17 protein-coding genes are annotated in these 17,455 nt (G+C 72.4%); 13 read left to right on the forward strand and 4 right to left on the reverse strand.

The features are described 5' to 3' along the window. Window positions 1–11: 11 nt before the first annotated feature. Window positions 12–557 carry a Uma2 family endonuclease gene (locus tag M0M48_RS00685; protein ID WP_257754000.1) on the forward strand — a complete coding sequence of 182 codons (546 nt, stop codon included), beginning with the start codon at window positions 12–14 and terminating at the stop codon, window positions 555–557. Window positions 558–637: 80 nt separating this feature from the next. Here M0M48_RS00685 and M0M48_RS00690 read toward each other — a convergent pair whose 3' ends face one another. Together M0M48_RS00690 and M0M48_RS00695 are read right to left on the reverse strand one after the other, a co-directional pair. Then, entirely contained in the window at window positions 638–1,927 is a 1,290-nt protein-coding gene (locus tag M0M48_RS00690) for a citrate synthase (protein ID WP_215813124.1), read from the reverse strand. 22 nt (window positions 1,928–1,949) lie between these two features. Further along, entirely contained in the window at window positions 1,950–2,849 is a 900-nt protein-coding gene (locus M0M48_RS00695) for a bile acid:sodium symporter family protein (RefSeq protein ID WP_257754001.1), read from the reverse strand. Window positions 2,850–3,133: 284 nt separating this feature from the next. On the opposite strand from M0M48_RS00695, the gene rplM reads away from it, so the two are divergent. From rplM to M0M48_RS00720, 5 genes are all read left to right on the forward strand, one after another. Then, window positions 3,134–3,577 (forward strand): 50S ribosomal protein L13, encoded by a 444-nt coding sequence (gene rplM, locus M0M48_RS00700; RefSeq protein ID WP_215813122.1) that lies wholly within the window; start codon window positions 3,134–3,136, stop codon window positions 3,575–3,577. Window positions 3,578–3,600: 23 nt separating this feature from the next. Continuing rightward, window positions 3,601–4,116: a 30S ribosomal protein S9 gene (gene rpsI, locus M0M48_RS00705; protein ID WP_374196991.1), complete on the forward strand. Its 516-nt coding sequence runs from the start codon at window positions 3,601–3,603 to the stop codon at window positions 4,114–4,116. A 103-nt stretch (window positions 4,117–4,219) separates the two neighbouring features. Beyond that, complete coding sequence (gene glmM / locus M0M48_RS00710) at window positions 4,220–5,575, forward strand: phosphoglucosamine mutase (protein ID WP_215813120.1); 1,356 nt, start codon at window positions 4,220–4,222, stop codon at window positions 5,573–5,575. A gap of 30 nt (window positions 5,576–5,605) precedes the next feature. After that, window positions 5,606–6,505, forward strand: a complete 900-nt coding sequence (locus M0M48_RS00715; RefSeq protein WP_257754002.1) for an ABC transporter ATP-binding protein — start codon at window positions 5,606–5,608, stop codon at window positions 6,503–6,505. Then, on the forward strand, window positions 6,502–7,293 hold the full coding sequence (locus tag M0M48_RS00720) for an ABC transporter permease (RefSeq protein ID WP_257754003.1): 792 nt from the start codon (window positions 6,502–6,504) through the stop codon (window positions 7,291–7,293). Before M0M48_RS00715 ends, M0M48_RS00720 begins: the two co-directional genes overlap by 4 nt. 67 nt (window positions 7,294–7,360) lie before the next feature. On the opposite strand, the gene M0M48_RS00725 is transcribed toward M0M48_RS00720, so the two are convergent. Both M0M48_RS00725 and coaA read right to left on the reverse strand, forming a co-directional pair. Continuing rightward, window positions 7,361–8,038, reverse strand: a complete 678-nt coding sequence (locus M0M48_RS00725) for a hypothetical protein (RefSeq protein WP_257754004.1) — start codon at window positions 8,036–8,038, stop codon at window positions 7,361–7,363. 67 nt (window positions 8,039–8,105) lie between these two features. Next, on the reverse strand, window positions 8,106–9,092 hold the full coding sequence (gene coaA / locus M0M48_RS00730) for a type I pantothenate kinase (RefSeq protein ID WP_257754005.1): 987 nt from the start codon (window positions 9,090–9,092) through the stop codon (window positions 8,106–8,108). Between the two features lie 135 nt (window positions 9,093–9,227). On the opposite strand from coaA, the gene glmS reads away from it, so the two are divergent. From glmS to M0M48_RS00765, 7 genes are all read left to right on the forward strand, one after another. Beyond that, entirely contained in the window at window positions 9,228–11,072 is a 1,845-nt protein-coding gene (glmS, locus tag M0M48_RS00735; protein WP_257754006.1) for a glutamine--fructose-6-phosphate transaminase (isomerizing), read from the forward strand. A 4-nt stretch (window positions 11,073–11,076) separates the two neighbouring features. Then, window positions 11,077–11,430 (forward strand): holo-ACP synthase, encoded by a 354-nt coding sequence (locus M0M48_RS00740; protein ID WP_215813111.1) that lies wholly within the window; start codon window positions 11,077–11,079, stop codon window positions 11,428–11,430. Beyond that, complete coding sequence (locus M0M48_RS00745) at window positions 11,427–12,803, forward strand: NAD(P)H-hydrate dehydratase (RefSeq protein ID WP_257754007.1); 1,377 nt, start codon at window positions 11,427–11,429, stop codon at window positions 12,801–12,803. Before M0M48_RS00740 ends, M0M48_RS00745 begins: the two co-directional genes overlap by 4 nt. Window positions 12,804–12,992: 189 nt before the next feature. Further along, a complete protein-coding gene (gene alr / locus M0M48_RS00750) occupies window positions 12,993–14,153 on the forward strand; it encodes an alanine racemase (protein ID WP_257754008.1) in 1,161 nt (386 codons plus the stop codon). Continuing rightward, the gene (locus tag M0M48_RS00755; protein WP_257754009.1) at window positions 14,150–15,193 is read left to right on the forward strand and encodes an alpha/beta fold hydrolase; all 1,044 of its coding nucleotides are present in this window, start codon (window positions 14,150–14,152) and stop codon (window positions 15,191–15,193) included. The genes alr and M0M48_RS00755 overlap by 4 nt, the downstream gene beginning before the upstream one ends. 2 nt (window positions 15,194–15,195) lie before the next feature. Then, window positions 15,196–16,116 carry a tRNA (adenosine(37)-N6)-threonylcarbamoyltransferase complex ATPase subunit type 1 TsaE gene (gene tsaE / locus M0M48_RS00760; RefSeq protein WP_257754010.1) on the forward strand — a complete coding sequence of 307 codons (921 nt, stop codon included), beginning with the start codon at window positions 15,196–15,198 and terminating at the stop codon, window positions 16,114–16,116. Between the two features lie 155 nt (window positions 16,117–16,271). Beyond that, complete coding sequence (locus M0M48_RS00765; protein WP_257754011.1) at window positions 16,272–17,426, forward strand: glycoside hydrolase family 16 protein; 1,155 nt, start codon at window positions 16,272–16,274, stop codon at window positions 17,424–17,426. Window positions 17,427–17,455: the final 29 nt, after the last annotated feature.

The following is a 17,455-nucleotide window of genomic DNA, read 5'->3' on the forward strand; positions in this document are numbered from 1 at the left end:
AAGGAGCAGCGATGACCGTGGCGATGGAGCCCACCGAAGAGCTGCGGCGCATCCCCATGAGCTGGGGCGACTACCTGAACCACCCCGAGAACGACGGTGAGTACTACGGGGGGTGCCTGGTCGTCATGCCGACCGCAGGCAAGAAGCATCAGCAGATCGTCCAGCGGCTCCTACGCCTGGTCGAGGCCGACCTGCCTGCCGGGGCGGAGGCGCTCCCGTCCCTCGGCTGGTCGCCGTCGGGCGTCCGCGAGCTCCTCATCCCCGACCTGACCGTCTTCCGGGACGACAGCGACGAGGACTTCCTCTCCGGCATCCCGCTGCTGGTCGTCGAGGTGCTCTCCACCAACCGGCGCGACGACCTCGTCGCCAAGGTCCAGCGCTACGCGGCGTGGCGCGCGCCGTCGTACTGGATCGTCGACCCGCGTGACCACCAGGTGCTCACCCTCGAGCTCGTCGACGGCCTCTACCTCGAGACCGCCCGCCACACCGGTGGCCAGGTCGTGCTCACCTACGGCGATGCCGAGGTCCCCGTCGACCTCGACGCCCTGCTCGCCTGAGCCCGCGCCAGACCCAAAAACCCAACGACCCCGACCGCGCGAGCGGTCGGGGTCGTGGTGCGATCAGGCGGTGCGCCGGCTCAGGCCCAGCGCTCCTCGGCGGGGACGAAGTCGAGCGTCCGGGCGCCGGTGTAGATCTGCTTGGGACGAGCGATCTTCTGCTCCTTGTCCTGGGTCAGCTCGAGCCACTGCGCGAGCCAGCCGGGGGTGCGGCCGATCGCGAAGAGGACCGTGAACATCTCCGGCGGGAACTCCAGGGCCTCGTAGATGAGGCCGGAGTAGAAGTCGACGTTGGGGTAGAGCTTGCGCTTGATGAAGTACTCGTCCTCGAGCGCGATCTTCTCCAGCTCCTTGGCGACGGCGAGGAGCGGGTTGACCCCGGTGACCTCGAAGACGTCGTCGCAGGCCTTCTTGATGATCTTGGCGCGCGGGTCGAAGTTCTTGTAGACCCGGTGGCCGAAGCCCATCAGGCGCTCTTCGCCGTTCTTGACGCCCTCGATGAACGCGGGGATGTTCTCGACGGTGCCGATCCGGCGCAGCATCTTGAGGACGGCCTCGTTGGCGCCGCCGTGGAGCGGGCCGAAGAGGGCGCCGATGCCGGCGGCGACGGCCGAGTAGGGGTCGACCTGCGAGGAGCCGACGGAGCGGACCGCGTTGGTCGAGCAGTTCTGCTCGTGGTCGGCGTGGAGGATGAAGAGGGTGTCGAGCGCCTTGACGATGCGCGGGTCGCCGGCGTACTTCGTCTCGCTCATCTTGAAGAGCATCGAGAGGAAGTTCTCGGCGTAGGACAGCTCGTTGTCCGGGTAGACGTACGGCTTGCCCTGCGCGTGGCGGAACGACCAGGCGCCGAGGGTCGGCATCTTGGCGATCATCCGGACGATCTGGATGTGCCGGTTGTCGGGGTCGGCGATCCGGCTCGACTCGGGGTAGAACGTCGACAGGGCCCCCACCGACGCCATGAGCATCCCCATCGGGTGCGCGTCGTACCGGAAGCCCTGCATGAAGCCCTTGACGTTCTCGTGGACGAACGTGTGGAACGTGATCTCGTGGACCCAGTTCTCGTACTGCTCCTTGGTGGGCAGCTCGCCGTGGATCAGGAGGTAGGCGACCTCGAGGAAGTTCGACTTCTCCGCCAGCTGCTCGATCGGGTAGCCGCGGTACTCGAGGATGCCCTTGTCTCCATCGATGTAGGTGATGGAGCTACGACACGAGGCGGTGTTGACGAAACCCGGGTCGTAGGTGGCCAGTCCCGGCTCGTCGTCGTTGAGCTTGATCTGCCCGAGGTCCGCGGCCTTGATGGTGCCGTCGACGATCGGGATCTCGTACTCCGCGCCGGTGCGGTTGTCGCGTACGGTGAGAGAGTCAGTCACGCTGCCAACCTAGTCGGCCACGTCACAGAGCCGGTAGCCGGTGTCCCGAAGCGTGACCCGGGCCGCCCCTCCGGCCGCGCGTCAAGAGCCACCCGGCGAGCAGCGCGAGCGGGAACATCAGGACGCCGTACACCGCGGCGGGGACCGCCAGCGTGTCGTTCTCGAGCACGCTCAGGGCCACCGCGATCGCCAGCGTGCTGTTGTGGATGCCGACCTCGAAGGCCGACGAGAGCGCCTGCCGCTCCGGTACGCCGAGCAGCCGCGGCACCGTGTAGCCGACGGCCAGACTCGCCGCGCAGAACAGGACCGTCGCCAGGCCGATGTCGGCCAGGTAGTCGCCGAGGTTCTCGCGCTCGCCCAGCAGCGCGCCGACGATGACGAGCGCGAGGACCACGGCCGAGGCGATCCGCACCGGCCGGTCGGCGCGCTCGGCGAAGGCGGGGGAGGAGCGGCGCACGAGCATGCCGATCGCGACCGGGGCCAGCACGATGGCGAACACCTGGGCGGTCTTGGCCGGCTGGAGGCCGATGTCCTCGGCGCCGGCGGGGTCGAACCAGCCGACGGCGAAGTTGACGACCAGCGGCAGGCTCACCACGGCGATCACGGAGTTGACTGCGGTCAGCGTGATGTTGAGGGCGACGTCGCCGCGGAAGAGGTGGCTGAAGAGGTTGGCCGTCGTACCGCCCGGCGAGGCGGCCAGCAGCATCATGCCGACGGCCAGGATCGCCTCCAGCTCGAGCGCCAGCACCAGGCCGAAGCAGAGCAGGGGGAGCAGGACCAGCTGGGCGAGCAGGGCGATGACGACCGGGCGCGGGGCGCTGCCGACCCGGCGGAAGTCATCGGCGGTCAGGGCCAGGCCGAGGCCGAACATGATGATCGCCAGCGCGGCGGGCAGGCCGATCGAGACCAGTCCGGAGTCCATGCGGCCCGAGTGTGGCACAGGTCACAGCGCGATCGGCGGCCGGTGCGGGCGGGTGCACCGTTTTGACCCGCGTCTCCACGCTCCCGTAGCCTTGGCGGTCGCGTCTTCTGCCGCTTCACGCCCGTTCGTGAGGCAGACCCGGATCGCCCTCGGATCGTCGTGATGACGAGCGTGCGTGGGCCGGGCTGAGTTCGTCAGGAGACGCCGCCCGAGCAGCCCGCTGCAAAGGCACCGCCGTGCGACATCCGTCGTGTGGCTACGAACTAGCAAGGAGGGTTCGCATCATGCGCACCTACGCTCCGAAGCCCGACGACGTCGAGCGCGCCTGGCTCGTGATCGACGCGACGGACGTCGTCCTCGGTCGCCTGGCGGTCACCGCCGCCAACCTGCTGCGCGGCAAGCACAAGCCGATCTTCGCGCCCAACGCGGACACCGGTGACTACGTCATCATCGTCAACGCGGACAAGGTCGCCCTGTCCGGCAACAAGCGGACGGCCAAGATGGTCTACCGCCACTCGGGCTTCCCGGGTGGTCTGACCGCGACCCCGATCGGTGAGGTCATCGACAAGGACGCTCGCAAGGCCGTCGAGAAGGCCGTGTGGGGCATGCTGCCGAAGAACCGCCTCGGCCGGCAGATGATCAAGAAGCTGAAGGTCTACAGCGGCCCGGCTCACCCCCACCAGGCCCAGCAGGCCGTTCCCTACGAGATCACCCAGATCTCCCAGTGACTTCTCGACAGAGCTGACCAGGACTGAGGACTTATCAAGTGACTGAGAACACCACCGAGGTCGAGGAGACCTTCGAGACCGACGAGCAGGGTGTCGCCTACACCAGCGAGACCTCTCCGTCGGCCGCCATCGACGCCCGTCCCGCCACGATCGCCCCCGGCGCGGCCACCGGCCGCCGCAAGGAGGCCGTGGCCCGCGTGCGCATCGTCCCCGGCACCGGTACCTGGACCATCAACGGCCGGACCATCGAGGACTACTTCCCGAACAAGCTGCACCAGCAGGTCGTCAACGAGCCGTTCGCGGCGCTCGGCCTCGAGGGCCGCTTCGACGTCATCGCCCGCATCCACGGCGGCGGCATCACCGGTCAGGCCGGCGCGCTGCGCCTCGGCGTGGCTCGCTCGCTCAACGCGATCGACCTCGACGCCAACCGCCCGACCCTCAAGAAGGCCGGTCTGCTGACCCGCGACGCCCGGGCGACCGAGCGCAAGAAGGCCGGTCTCAAGAAGGCCCGCAAGGCCCCGCAGTACAGCAAGCGCTGATCCGCCTCCAGGCGATCATCACGACAGGGCCACGCACCGCTGCCGCGGTCCGTGGCCCTGTCGGCAGTTTTACGGCAGCACCAGTGACACAGAGGGAGCGCACGTGACCCGCATCTTCGGGACCGACGGGGTCCGCGGACTCGCCAACGACAAGCTGACCGCCGAGCTGGCCCTGGACCTCGGCGTCGCCGCGGCCCGGGTGCTCGTCGAGCACGGCGGCTTCGACCGGCCCCGCCCGCTGGCCGTCGTCGGCCGCGACACCCGCATCTCGGGGCAGTTCCTCGAGCACGCCGTGGTCGCGGGCCTGGCTGCCGCGGGCGTCGACGTCCTGCGCCTGCGCGTGCTGCCGACGCCCGGCGTCGCGTACTTCACCGATGCGCTGGAGGCCGACCTCGGCGTGGTCATCAGCGCCTCGCACAACCCGATGCCCGACAACGGCATCAAGTTCCTGGCCCGCGGCGGCGTCAAGCTGGACGACGCCCTGGAGCGCGAGATCGAGGAGCACGTCGGCCAGGACTGGGACCGCCCCACCGGCGGTGCCGTCGGCCGGGTCACGCCCTACGGCCCCACCGTCGAGGAGTACGCCGCCCACCTGGTCGGCACCCTCGACGACGCCGCGAACCGGCCGCTGGCCGGACTCACCGTCGTCCTCGACTGCGCCCACGGCGCGGCGAGCGCGGTCGGCCCCCACGCGCTGCGCGAGGCCGGTGCCACGGTGATCACCATCGGCGCCGAGCCCGACGGCCTCAACATCAACGACGGCTGCGGCTCCACCCACCTCGAGCCGCTGCGCAAGGCGGTCCTGGAGCACGGCGCGGACGCCGGCTTCGCCGTCGACGGCGACGCCGACCGGTGCCTCGCGGTCGACCACACCGGCGAGGTCGTCGACGGCGACCAGATCATGGCGATCCTGGCGCTGGGCCTCAAGGACGCCGGCCGGCTGCGCGACGACACCCTCGTCGCGACCGTGATGAGCAACCTCGGCCTGGTCCAGGCGATGACCGCCGCGGGCGTCACCGTGCGCCAGACCGGCGTCGGCGACCGCTACGTCCTCGAGGACATGCGCGCCGGCGGCTACTCCCTCGGGGGCGAGCAGTCGGGTCACGTCATCCTGCGCGACCACGCCACCACCGGTGACGGCCTGCTCACCGCCCTGCACGTGCTGCAGCGGATGGTCGTGACCGGCCACCGCCTGCGCGACCTGGCCGGCGTGATGACCCGGCTGCCCCAGGTCCTGGTCAACGTCGGGGGAGTCGACCGGGCGCGCACCGACGACGCGGCCCTGCTCGCGGCCGTCGCGGCGGCCGAGGAGGAGCTCGGCGACAGCGGGCGCGTCCTGCTGCGCCCCTCCGGCACCGAGCCGCTGGTGCGGGTGATGGTCGAGGCGCCGACGGCCGAGCAGGCCGACAGCGTGGCCCACGGCCTGGCCGACGTGGTCCGGGAGCGCCTCGCCCTCTGACCCGGTGCCGCCACCTGGCAGGGTGGTGCCATGACAAGTCCCCCACTGGTCATCGACGGACTCACCAAGCAGTTCGGCGCCGTGAAGGCGGTGGACGACCTCACGTTCACCGTCCGCCCCGGCGCCGTGACCGGCTTCCTCGGACCCAACGGCGCCGGCAAGACGACCACCCTGCGGATGCTGCTCGGGCTGACCCGGCCCAGCGCGGGCCGGACCCTGGTCGGCGACCGGCCCTACACGTCGTACGAGCGGCCGGGCACGGTCGTCGGCGCGGCGCTGGAGGCGTCGAGCTTCCACCCCGGACGCACCGGGCTCGGTCACCTCGAGGTGTTCGCGCCCCAGGTCGGCGTCTCGAAGCAGCGCTGCCGCCAGGTGCTCGAGGCCGTCGGCCTCGACCAGGCCGCCACGAAGCGGGTCGGCGGCTACTCGCTCGGCATGCGCCAGCGGCTCGGCCTGGCCACCGCGCTGCTCGCGGACCCGCCGGTGATCGTGCTCGACGAGCCGACCAACGGCCTCGACCCCGAGGGCATCGTGTGGATCCGGCAGCTGCTGCGCCAGTTCGCTGCGGAGGGACGCACCGTCCTGGTCTCCAGCCACCTCCTGCGCGAGGTCGAGGCGAGCGTGGACGACGTCGTGGTCATCGCGCAGGGCCGGCTCCGGCACGCCTCGACGCTGGCCGAGCTGCGCACCCGCGCCACCCCGGCGGCGTACGTCGAGACCCCGCGGCCCGACGCCCTCGCGTCCCTCGCGGCCGACCGTGGCTGGACCCTGGAGGCCGACGGTGCCGGCACCGTCGTCGACGGCGCGACCGCGGCCGAGGTCGGCGCGGCCGCCCACGCGACCGGGCTCGAGCTGCACGAGCTGGTCCGGCGCGATGTCGACCTGGAGGCGCTCTTCTTCGAGCTGACCCGACCGGAGGACGTCCGATGAGGGCCGCACTCGTCGCGGAGTACCGCAAGCTGCTCACCACCCGGCTGTGGTGGCTGCTGCTGATCGTGATGGTCGGCTACCTGGTCTTCATCGCCGCCGTCGTCTCGACGACCTTCGTCTTCGTGCCCGACGGCCAGGAGCCGCCGCTGACCGGCGAGGCCGCCGCGCGGTCGGTGTACTCGGTCGTCAACGGCGTGGGCTACGTCTTCCCGCTCATCATCGGCAGCCTCGCGATGACCACGGAGTTCCGGCACAAGACGATCACGCAGAGCCTGCTCGTCGAGCCCGACCGGACCCGCTTCCTGGTCGCCAAGATCGTCTCGGTCCTGCCGGTCGGCCTCGTCGCCGGCCTGGTCGGCGTCCTCGCCACCGTCGCCGGCGGCGCCCCGCTGCTGCAGATCAAGGGCGACGGGGCGATGCTCGGCCGCGGCGACGTGCTCGTCGGGCTGCTGTTCAGCGTCGTCGCGATCGCCCTGTGGACGGTGATCGGCGTGGCCGTCGGCTCGGTGCTGTCGAACCAGGTGGCCGCGATCGTCGTGATCCTGGCGTTCACCCAGTTCGTCGAGCCGCTGGCCCGGGTGGTGCTGAGCCAGGTCGACGCGCTGGCGGGCGTGGCGTCGTACCTGCCGGGCGGGGCGGCGGACTCGTTGATCGGCGCGTCCTTCCTCGGCGCGACCGGCGATGTCGACCTGCTCCCGCGCTGGGCGGCGATCCTCGTGCTCCTGGCGTACGTCGTCGTGCTCGCCGTCATCGGCCGGCTCACGACGCTGCGTCGCGACGTCGGCTGAGTCGATCGCGGCCGACATCCCCTCCCGGGACGGGGACGTCGGCCGCGCGGTCGGTGGCGCGGGGGTCCTACTTCCAGACGACGGGCTTGCCGTCGAAGGAGCTGTAGGGGCCGTCGTTGGGGGCGAAGCGGGCGCTGCTGACCGAGGAGGACTCCTGGGCCAGGTAGGGCACGCAGGTCGAGAAGGTCTGCCCGTCGGCGAAGCCGCTGGGGAAGGACTCGCCGTCGCACGGCGCGAAGGTGCCGATGATCGAGATGTTCTGGGCCTCGGTGCCGTCGGGCAGGGTGCCCTCGATCGACTCGTTGATCGAGTAGCTCGACAGCTCCGCGCTGCCGGAGACGCCGGTGACGTCGAGCTTGATGTAGTAGGGCACGAAGCCCTTGGCCCGGTCGCCGAGCTTGAGCGGGGCCAGGTCGGCGGCGGCGCCCTTGGTGATGCCGGTGACGGTCACCGAGACGGTGCCGCTGGCGTCGCCGGACGAGAACGGGACGACGGCCGGCTGGCCGAACGCGAGCGCGGTGCCCGGGGCGGCGACGTCGCCGGCGGGCGCGGCCTCGGTGGTCTCGGTGCCGGCGTCGGTCGGGGCGTCGGTGGTGGTCTCGGTCGAGGCCTCGGTGGTCGCCTCGGTCGAGGCGGGGTCGCTGCCCTTGCGGTCGGGTTCGTCGTCGCCGCCGCAGGCGGCCAACGCGAACGTCGACGCGGCCAGCAGGGCGGTGAGGACGGAGACCTTCTTGCGGGGAGTCATGCCAGGGGTCCTTGCCGCCTGAGGCGGCCGGAAACCCACGGAATCCGCGGGATGGGGCGAAAACGCCTCAGATCTTGCGCAACCTGACGTAGCGGACCGAGTGGTCCGCGGACTTGCGCAGCACCAGCGTGGCCCGCGAGCGGGTGGGCAGCACGTTCTGGGCCAGGTTCGGGCCGTTGATGGCGTCCCAGATCCGGCGGGCCTCGTCGACGGCCTCGTCGTGGGTCAGCGAGGCGTACTTCGCGAAGTACGACGACGGGTCGCGGAAGGCGGTCTCGCGCAGCTTGAGGAAGCGGTCGACGTACCAGTCGCGGATGTGGTTGGTGTTGGCGTCGACGAAGATCGAGAAGTCGAAGAAGTCCGACAGACCCAGGCCGGTGCGCCCGTCCTCGCGGACCCGCGCGGGCTGGAGCACGTTGAGACCCTCGACGATGACGATGTCGGGGCGCTTGACGACGATCTTCTCGTCCGAGACCACGTCGTAGACGAGGTGGGAGTAGACCGGCGCCTCGACCTCGTCGATGCCGGACTTGATGTCGATGACGAACTTGAGCAGCTTGCGCCGGTCGTAGGACTCGGGGAAGCCCTTGCGCTGGAGCAGCCCGCGCGCCTCGAGCTCGGCGTTGGGGTAGAGGAAGCCGTCGGTGGTGACGAGCGCGACGTTGGGGTGCTCGGGCCAGCGCGCGAGCATCTGCTGGAGCACGCGGGCCGCGGTCGACTTGCCGACGGCCACCGAACCCGCCAGCCCGATCACGAACGGCGTGCGCGGCGGCGTCCGGCCGTGCAGGAACTCCTCCTGCGCGTGGTGCAGGTCGGTCGCCGCGCTGACCCGCATGGACAGCAGCCGGGACAGGGGCAGGTAGACGTCGCGGATCTCGCGCAGGTCGAGCGAGTCGCCGATGCCGCGGAGTCGGTGCACCTCGTCCCTGGTGAGCGGGCTCTCGGTCTCCGAGGCCAGCAGTGCCCAGGTCGCCCGGTCCAGCTCGACGTACGGCGACGCCTCCCGCGGGAGCTCCTCGCCGGGGGTGTCCGCCGTGCTCGCGCCCGTCGTCATGGCGCCGATTGTTCCAGTCGGCGTCACCGCGGCTTCAGGTGCGTCCTCGATCCGGACGGTGCCGGGGGAGGGCGGCGGGCGCCACACCGCTGTCGAGGCGGGGATGCAGGCCCGGACCGCTTAGACTGGCCGATCATGTGCGGCATCGTCGGATACATCGGGCCCCGGTCGGCCCAGGACACCGTCATCGACGGTCTCCGCAGGCTCGAGTACCGCGGCTACGACTCCGCCGGCGTCGCGGTCGTGAGCGAGGGTCTGCTGCGGACCGAGAAGCGGGCCGGCAAGCTCGCCAACCTCGAGAAGGTGCTCGACGAGACGCCGATGCCGGTGGCTCAGATCGGCATCGGGCACACCCGCTGGGCCACCCACGGCCCGCCCAACGACGTCAACGCGCACCCGCACACCGGCGAGTCCCGCCGGGTGGCGCTGGTGCACAACGGCATCATCGAGAACTTCCTCGAGCTGCGCGCGCGCCTCGAGGCCGACGACCACGAGCTGATCTCCGAGACCGACACCGAGATCGTGGCCCAGCTGCTCGAGCTCCAGGTGCAGTCCGGGGTCGACATCGAGACCGCGATGCAGCGTGTCTGCCAGCAGCTCGAGGGTGCGTTCACCCTGGTCGCGATCGACGCCGAGGAGCCCGACAAGGTCGTCGCGGCCCGGCGCAACTCGCCGCTGGTGGTCGGCCTGGGCGAGGGCGAGAACTTCCTCGGCTCCGACGTCGCCGCCTTCATCGAGTTCACCCGTGAGGCGCTCGAGCTCGGCCAGGACCAGATCGTCGTGATGACCCGCGACAAGGTCGACGTCACCGACTTCCACGGCCGCCTGGTCGAGGCCAAGCGCTTCCACGTCGACTGGGACCTCTCGTCGGCCGAGAAGGACGGCCACGACTGGTTCATGCGCAAGGAGATCTTCGAGCAGCCGCGCGCCGTCGCCGACTCCCTGCTCGGCCGCCGCGATGCGACCGGCCGGCTCCAGCTCGACGAGATGCGCCTGGCCGACGAAGAGCTGCGCGACATCGACAAGATCATCATCATCGCCTGCGGTACGTCGTTCTACGCCGGCATGGTCGCCAAGTACGCCATCGAGCACTGGACCCGGACGCCGGTCGAGGTCGAGCTCGCCTCGGAGTTCCGCTACCGCGACCCGATCATCGACGCGACCACGCTCATCGTCGCCATCAGCCAGTCCGGCGAGACCGCCGACACGCTCCAGGCGATCCGGCACGCGCGCTCCCAGCGGGCCAAGGTGCTCGCGATCTGCAACACCAACGGCTCCTCGATCCCGCGCGAGTCCGACGCGGTGATCTACACCCACGCCGGCCCCGAGATCGGCGTCGCCTCGACCAAGGGCTTCCTGACCCAGCTGGTCGCCTGCTACCTGCTCGCGCTCTACATCGCCCAGGTCAAGGGCACCCGGTTCGGCGACGAGATCGACGAGATCATGGAGCACCTCGAGGCCATGCCCGGCCACATCGAGACCGTGCTCTCCGGCTCCGACGCCGTCTACTCCCTCGCCGCCGACCACGCCTCGTCGCGCTCGGTGCTCTTCCTGGGCCGCCACGCCGGCTACCCGGTCGCGCTCGAGGGAGCGCTCAAGCTCAAGGAGCTCGCCTACCTCCACGCCGAGGGCTTCGCGGCCGGCGAGCTCAAGCACGGCCCGATCGCGCTGGTCGAGGACGGCCTGCCGGTGCTGTGCGTCGTCCCCCCCAAGGGTCGCGACCAGCTCCACGGCAAGATGCTCAGCGGCATCCAGGAGGTCCGCGCCCGCGGCGCCCGGACCATCTGCCTGGCCGAGGAGGGTGACGCCTCCATCGAGCCCTACGCCGACGAGCTGATCCGGCTGCCCAAGGTGCCCGTCCTGCTCCAGCCGCTGGTGGCGATCGTGCCGCTCCAGCTGTTCGCCTGCGAGCTCGCCACGGTGCTGGGCCACGACGTCGACCAGCCGCGCAACCTCGCCAAGTCCGTCACCGTCGAGTAAGGCCGTGGCGGTGGTCGGCGTCGGTATCGACGTGTGCGAGATCGCCCGGTTCGAGGAGTCGTGCCGTCGTACGCCGGCGCTGGTGACCAAGCTCTTCACCGAGGCCGAGCGGACGCTGCACATCCGCTCGCTCGCGGCGCGCTTCGCCGCCAAGGAGGCGCTCGCCAAGGCGCTCGGCGCCCCGCGCGGGATGTCCTGGCACGACGCCGAGGTGGTCTCCGAGGACAACGGCCGGCCGCGGTTCGTGCTGCGCGGCACCGTGCTGGCCGAGGCCGATGCCCAGGGCGTGACGTCGGTGCACCTCTCGCTCACCCACGACGGCGGCATCGCCTCGGCGATGGTGGTGCTCGAGTCGTGATCCGGGCGCACACGGTCGAGCAGGTTCGCACGGCCGAGGCCGCGCTGTTGGCCCGGCTGCCCGAGGGCGCGCTCATGCAGCGCGCCGCGGCCGGCCTGGCGTACGCCGTCCTGGACCTCCTCGGCAGCGGCTACGGCCGCCGGGTGCTGCTCCTCGTCGGCTCCGGCGACAACGGGGGCGACGCCCTCTACGCGGGGGTCCTGCTCGCGCGGCGCGGCGTCCAGGTCGAGGCCTGGCTGCTCTCGTCGTCGGCGCACGAGGGCGGGGTCGCCGCGCTGCGCGCCGCGGGCGGCCGGATCGGCAGCCCGGGCCCGGTGCCGATGCCGTTCGACGTGGTCGTCGACGGGATCGTCGGTATCGGCGGGCGTCCCGGGCTGCGCGCCGAGGCGGTCGCGGCGCTCGGCCACGCCGCCGGGAGCCCGGTGGTCGCGGTCGACGTACCGTCGGGGGTGGACGTCGACACCGGCGAGGTCGCCGGCCCCCACGTCAGCGCCGACCTGACCGTCACCTTCGGCACCCACAAGATCGCGCACCTCGTCGACCCCGCGGCCCGCGCGTGCGGCGCGCTCCAGCTCGTCGACATCGGCCTGGACCTGCCCGAGGCCCCCGTCGAGGCGCTCCAGGCCGCCGACGTCGCGGCGCTGCTCCCGCGCCCCGCGGCCGACGCCCACAAGTACACCCGTGGCGTCGTCGGCGTCCGCTCCGGCTCCGCGACCTATCCCGGCGCCGCCCTGCTCAGCGTGGCCGGCGCCGCGTGCGGCCTGGCCGGCATGGTCCGGTACGACGGCGACCCGGCCGCCCTGGACCTCGTCCGCGCCGCGCACCCCGAGGTCGTCGGCCCCGGCCGCGTGCAGGCCTGGGTGGTCGGCTCGGGCAGTGACGACCGCGCCGAGGACGCGCTGCGCCGCTCCCTGGCCGACGACGTCCCCGTCGTGGTCGACGCCGACGCACTCGCCTTCGCCGGCCTGGCCCGCGGCCGCTCCGCCGTGCTCACGCCCCACGCGGGCGAGCTGGCCCGGATGCTCGACGCCGACCGGGCCGACGTCGAGGCCCGCTGGCTCGACCACGCCCGCCGCGCCGCTCACGACCTCGACGCCGTCGTCCTGCTCAAGGGCCGGCACACCGTCGTCGCCCGCCCCGACGGCCGGGCCCGGGTGACCACGACCGGCACGCCCTGGCTGGCCACGGCCGGCGCGGGCGACGTCCTCGGCGGCCTGATCGGGACGCTCCTCGCCGCCGGGCTCGACCCGTTCGACGCGGCCTCGGCCGGCTCCTGGCTGCACGGCGCCGCGGCGACGCTCGCGGCCCAGGACGGCCCGATCGTCGCCTCCGACGTCGCCGCCACGCTGCCGGACCTGCTCGCCACCCTGTGAGCCGTGTCGGACGCCCCGCGCTCCGGGCGCGCACCTCGCGGCGTTGGCGGAGACTCGACGGGCCGCCGGCCCGCCTTCGCTCCGCCGCCTTGCGATGCACGCACCCGGACCACGGGCCGCCCGCGACACGGCACACAGGGTGGCGACCTGCTCGCCACCCTGACCACCCCGTGATGGGACGATAGGCAGATGACCCAGCCCCTCGGCCCCGCCGAGATCGTCGTCGACCTGGCCGCGGTCCGGGCCAACGCACGGCTGCTGCGCGCGACCGCGGGGGTCCCGCTGATCGCGGTGGTCAAGGCCGACGGCTACGGCCACGGCATGGTCGCCTGTGCCCGGGCTGCCCGGGAGGGCGGCGCCGACTGGCTCGCTGCGGCCACTGTCGAGGAGGCGCTCGCGCTGCGGGCGGCCGGTGTCGAGGGCCGCATCCTGTGCTGGATCATCGGGCCCCGGACCGACCTGGCGGCCGCGGTCGCCGCCGACCTCGACGTCACCGCGTCCAGCCTCGCCCACCTCGACGCCCTCGCCGCGGCGGCCGCCACGGCCGACCGGCCCGCGCGGGTGCAGCTCAAGGTCGACACCGGGCTCTCGCGCAGCGGTGCCCCGCGCGCTGCCTGGACCGAGCTGTTCGAGCGGGCGCGCGCCGGCGAGGAGGCGGGGTCCTGGACCATCACCGGCCTCTGGTCCCACTTCGCGTGCGCCGACGAGCCCGCGCACCCCGCCAACGACCGCCAGGAGGCGGCCTTCCGCGATGCGCTCGCGCTCGCCGAGGAGCACGGGCTGCGTCCCGAGCTGCGCCACCTGGCCAACTCGGCGGCGGCGATCCTGCGGCCGTCGTCCCGCTTCGACGCGGTGCGCTGCGGGATCGCCCTCTACGGTCTCGACCCGGCGCCCGGTGAGGCGACCGAGATCGGGCTCGTGCCCGCGATGACGGTCCGCGCGCCGCTGCTCATGGTCAAGGACCTCGCCGTGGGCGACGCCGTCTCCTACGGCCAGCACTGGGTGGCCGAGCACCCGACCACGGTCGGTCTCGTCCCCGTCGGCTACGGCGAGGGCATCCCGCGCCACGCCTCGCGTCCCGGCGCCGCCGACGCCGCGGCGTCCGTCGGCATCGAGGGCAAGCCGCGCCCGATCCGGGGCACCGTGTGCATGGACCAGGTCGTCGTCGACCTCGGCGGCGACCGGCCGCCGGTCGGCAGCGAGGTGATCGTCTTCGGGCCGCCGTCCGCGGGTGGACCCACCGCCCAGGACTGGGCCGAGGCGTGCGCCACCATCAGCTACGAGATCGTCACCAGGATCGGGGGCCGGATGACCCGCAGGTACGTCGACGGCACGGAGGGCGACCGGTGAGCCGCCGCAGCCGGATCCTCGGCTCGCTCGCGGGCGCCCTCGGCGTCGCCGCGGCCGGTGGCGCCGCGCTCGGCATCGCGCGCCAGCAGCGGGCGATCAGCCGCCGCTCCGGAGACGACATCCCGTTCGGCTCGCTGCACTCGGCGCCGGTCACGGTCGTCACCGACGACGGCGTCCCGCTCCACGTCGAGGTCGACGAGTTCGCCGGCCCGGTCACCGTCGTCTTCGTGCACGGCTACTGCCTCAACCTCGACTGCTGGCACTTCCAGCGCGCGGCCTACCGCGGCCTGGTCCGCGCGGTCTACTACGACCAGCGCTCGCACGGCCGCTCCGGCCGTTCCGACCGCGCCCACGCCACCATCGAGCAGCTCGGCCGCGACCTGCACCGGGTGCTCGAGGAGGTCGTGCCCGAGGGGCCGGTCGTCCTGGTCGGGCACTCCATGGGCGGGATGTCGATCGTCGCGCTCGCCGAGCAGTACCCCGAGCTCATCGGTGACCGGGTCGTCGGCGTCGGCCTGATCTCCACCACCGCGGGCGGGCTCGACCCCAGCCGGGTGCTGCTGCCGATGGTTCCGGCCCGGCTGGCCGGCCCGGTCACCCGGGGCGCGGTCCGCACCCTCCACCTCGGCCACCGCGCCATCGACGGCGTACGACGCGCGGGCGGCGCCGTCGCGACCGTCGCCACCGACCGCTTCGCCTTCGGCGAGGAGGTGCCGCGCGGCTACGTCGAGTTCGTCGACCGGATGCTCGCCGCGACCCCCTTCGAGGTGGTCGCCGACTTCTTCCCCAACTTCGCCGGCCTCGACAAGTTCGACTTCGTCGAGCGGCTCGGCCAGGTGCCCACGTCGGTCATCTGCGGCACCGCCGACAAGCTCACCTCGATCGGCCACTCCCGCAAGCTGCACGCGCGGATCCCCGGCTCCCGCCTCCTCGAGTGCGAGGGCGCCGGCCACATGGTCATCATGGAGCGCCACGAGCTGGTCAACGCCGAGCTCGACCAGCTCATCACCGCCGCCACCGCGAGGGCAGCAGCCCGGTGACCGTGGAGACCACGCGCGTCGGCCCCGAGGCCGCCGCCGACGTCCTGGCCGTCGTCCGGGCCGCGTTCGCCGCGCGCCCCGCGCTCGACCCGCCCACCGAGGCACTCGCCGAGACCGAGGAGTCGATCGCCGCGATGCTGGCGCCCGGCGGCGGACTGCTCGTGCGCGCCGACGGCAAGCCGGTCGGCGCGGTCGTCCTCGACCCCGTCGGCGACGCGGTCTACCTGCGCCGCTTCGGCATCGACCCTGCCGCCCAGGGCCGCGGCTTCGCGCGCGAGCTGGTCCGGGCCGGGCTGCGCGCGGCCGGCCGGGCGGGCGCGACCAGGGCGGTGATCCTGGCGCGCGAGGAGCTGCCGCGCACCGTGGGCTTCTGGCGCGACATGGGCTTCGTGCAGACGGCCCGCCACGCGCCGTACGTCGAGATGGCGCGGCCGGTCCCGGTCGCCGTCGACGTCCCCAGCGCCGAGTCCATGCGCGACCTGGGCCGCCGGGTCGCGGGCCACCTGCGCGCGGGCGACGTGCTCGTCCTCAGCGGTGAGCTCGGGGCCGGCAAGACCACCTTCACCCAGGGCCTCGGCGAGGGCCTGGGCGTGCGCGGCGGGATCACCTCGCCGACGTTCGTCATCGCCCGGGTGCACCCCTCCCTCAGCGACGGACCGGCGCTCGTCCACGTCGACGCCTACCGCCTCGGCGGTCAGGCCGAGCTCGACGACCTCGACCTCGACACCGACCTCGACGAGGCCGTCACCGTCGTGGAGTGGGGGACCGGCGTCGCCGAGAGCCTCTCCGACGACCGGCTCGAGATCCGGATCGCCCGGGCCACCGCGCGCACCGACGTCGATCCCGAGGCCGATCCGCGCGTCGTCGAGCTCGACCCCGTCGGCCTGCGCTGGCTCGGCGTGGTCCTGGCCGACCTGGGCTGAAGTCCCGGGACCTCGGTCCCGTCGTTCGGGGACCGGTCCTGCTCGGGCTAGTCCCATCGAGCCCGTGTGAGTCGGATCGCACACCCGTGCCGTAAGGATGCGCATTCTTCCTAGTCTCCAGAGCGAGGGTTCAAACTTTCTGGAGGGGAAGTTCCATGGGGGGACTGAAGGCCGCGCTGACGGCACTGATCTGCGCGGGTGCGCTGTTCGCGCCCGTCACCGCCGAGACGGCGGGTGCCGCGCCGGAGCGCCCTGAGCGCCCCGTGCTGACGAAGCCGGTGGCGCGCAGCTCCACGGTCGTCTTCGCCGGCCGTACCCGCGCCCGGGCCGTCGTCCGGCTGCAGGAGCGGCGGCGCGCGAGCTGGGCCACCGTCGCCCAGCGCCGGGCGACCAAGAAGGGCACGTTCAAGATCGTCCTCGCCCGCCCCGCGACGGCCCGCACCTACCGGGTCAAGGCGGCCGGCCGGGTGAGCCACAAGCGCAACGTGGCGCCCGCCGTCGTACCGACGCCCGAGCGCGCCCCGGTCGACACCTGCGGCAGCCGCCCCAAGCGCGCCGAGGGCGGCTACTACGCGTGCAGCTTCTACGACGAGTTCGACGGCGACGCGCTCGACCGCAGCCGGTGGATGGTCCAGCAGACCTCCTTCAGCGGCATGTACGGCGGCAGCAAGGGCTGCTACGTCGACAACGAGCGCACGGTCCGGGTCAGCGGCGGCCTGCTGCGGCTGACGTCCACGATCCTGCCGACGGAGTTCCTCTGCCGCAGCCCCTACGGGTCGTTCACGACCAACGCCGAGGTCTCCACGGTCGCCACCCGCTCGAAGTTCACCCAGACCTACGGGCGTTTCGAGGCCCGGCTCAAGATGCCCGCCGAGTCGGGGATCGCCGGTTCGCACTCCGCGTTCTGGCTCTACCCGCAGGACCAGGCGTACGGCCGCTGGCCCGGCTCGGGCGAGGTCGACATCGCCGAGTGGTTCAGCGGGCTGCCGGCCAACGTCTACCCGTCGGTGCACTACGCCGGCGAGAACACCCAGCTCAGCTCGGGGTACTCCTGCCGGATGCCCACGGCGAGCACGGCCTTCCACAACTACGCGGTCGAGTGGACGCCCAAGATCATGCGCTTCTACTACGACGGCCGGCTCTGCTACAGCCACCGCTGGACGCCGACCGGGATGACCGGCGCGCAGCCGTTCGACAAGCCGTTCTACCTGGTCCTCACCCAGGTGTGGGGCCTGGGCTGGAACACCCGCACCGACAAGATGCCCGACACCTCGACGCTCGTCGTCGACTGGGTCAAGGCCTGGTCCTGAGCCTCAACCAGGGCTTGTCTCCCAAGTCC

It is taken from the genome of Pimelobacter simplex (assembly GCF_024662235.1).
In the GTDB taxonomy this organism is placed as follows: domain Bacteria; phylum Actinomycetota; class Actinomycetes; order Propionibacteriales; family Nocardioidaceae; genus Nocardioides.

Excerpts from the sequence above, each read along its gene's own strand:
- M0M48_RS00720 (WP_257754003.1), top strand. The coding sequence starts at position 6,502 with ATGAGGGCCGCACTCGTCGCGGAGTACCGCAAGCTGCTCACCACCCGG.
- glmS (WP_257754006.1), top strand. The coding sequence starts at position 9,228 with ATGTGCGGCATCGTCGGATACATCGGGCCCCGGTCGGCCCAGGACACC.
- M0M48_RS00765 (WP_257754011.1), top strand. The coding sequence starts at position 16,272 with ATGGGGGGACTGAAGGCCGCGCTGACGGCACTGATCTGCGCGGGTGCG.
- rplM (WP_215813122.1), top strand. The coding sequence starts at position 3,134 with ATGCGCACCTACGCTCCGAAGCCCGACGACGTCGAGCGCGCCTGGCTC.
- coaA (WP_257754005.1), bottom strand. The coding sequence starts at position 9,092 with ATGACGACGGGCGCGAGCACGGCGGACACCCCCGGCGAGGAGCTCCCG.
- M0M48_RS00695 (WP_257754001.1), bottom strand. The coding sequence starts at position 2,849 with ATGGACTCCGGACTGGTCTCGATCGGCCTGCCCGCCGCGCTGGCGATC.
- M0M48_RS00685 (WP_257754000.1), top strand. The coding sequence starts at position 12 with ATGACCGTGGCGATGGAGCCCACCGAAGAGCTGCGGCGCATCCCCATG.
- alr (WP_257754008.1), top strand. The coding sequence starts at position 12,993 with ATGACCCAGCCCCTCGGCCCCGCCGAGATCGTCGTCGACCTGGCCGCG.
- M0M48_RS00715 (WP_257754002.1), top strand. The coding sequence starts at position 5,606 with ATGACAAGTCCCCCACTGGTCATCGACGGACTCACCAAGCAGTTCGGC.
- M0M48_RS00725 (WP_257754004.1), bottom strand. The coding sequence starts at position 8,038 with ATGACTCCCCGCAAGAAGGTCTCCGTCCTCACCGCCCTGCTGGCCGCG.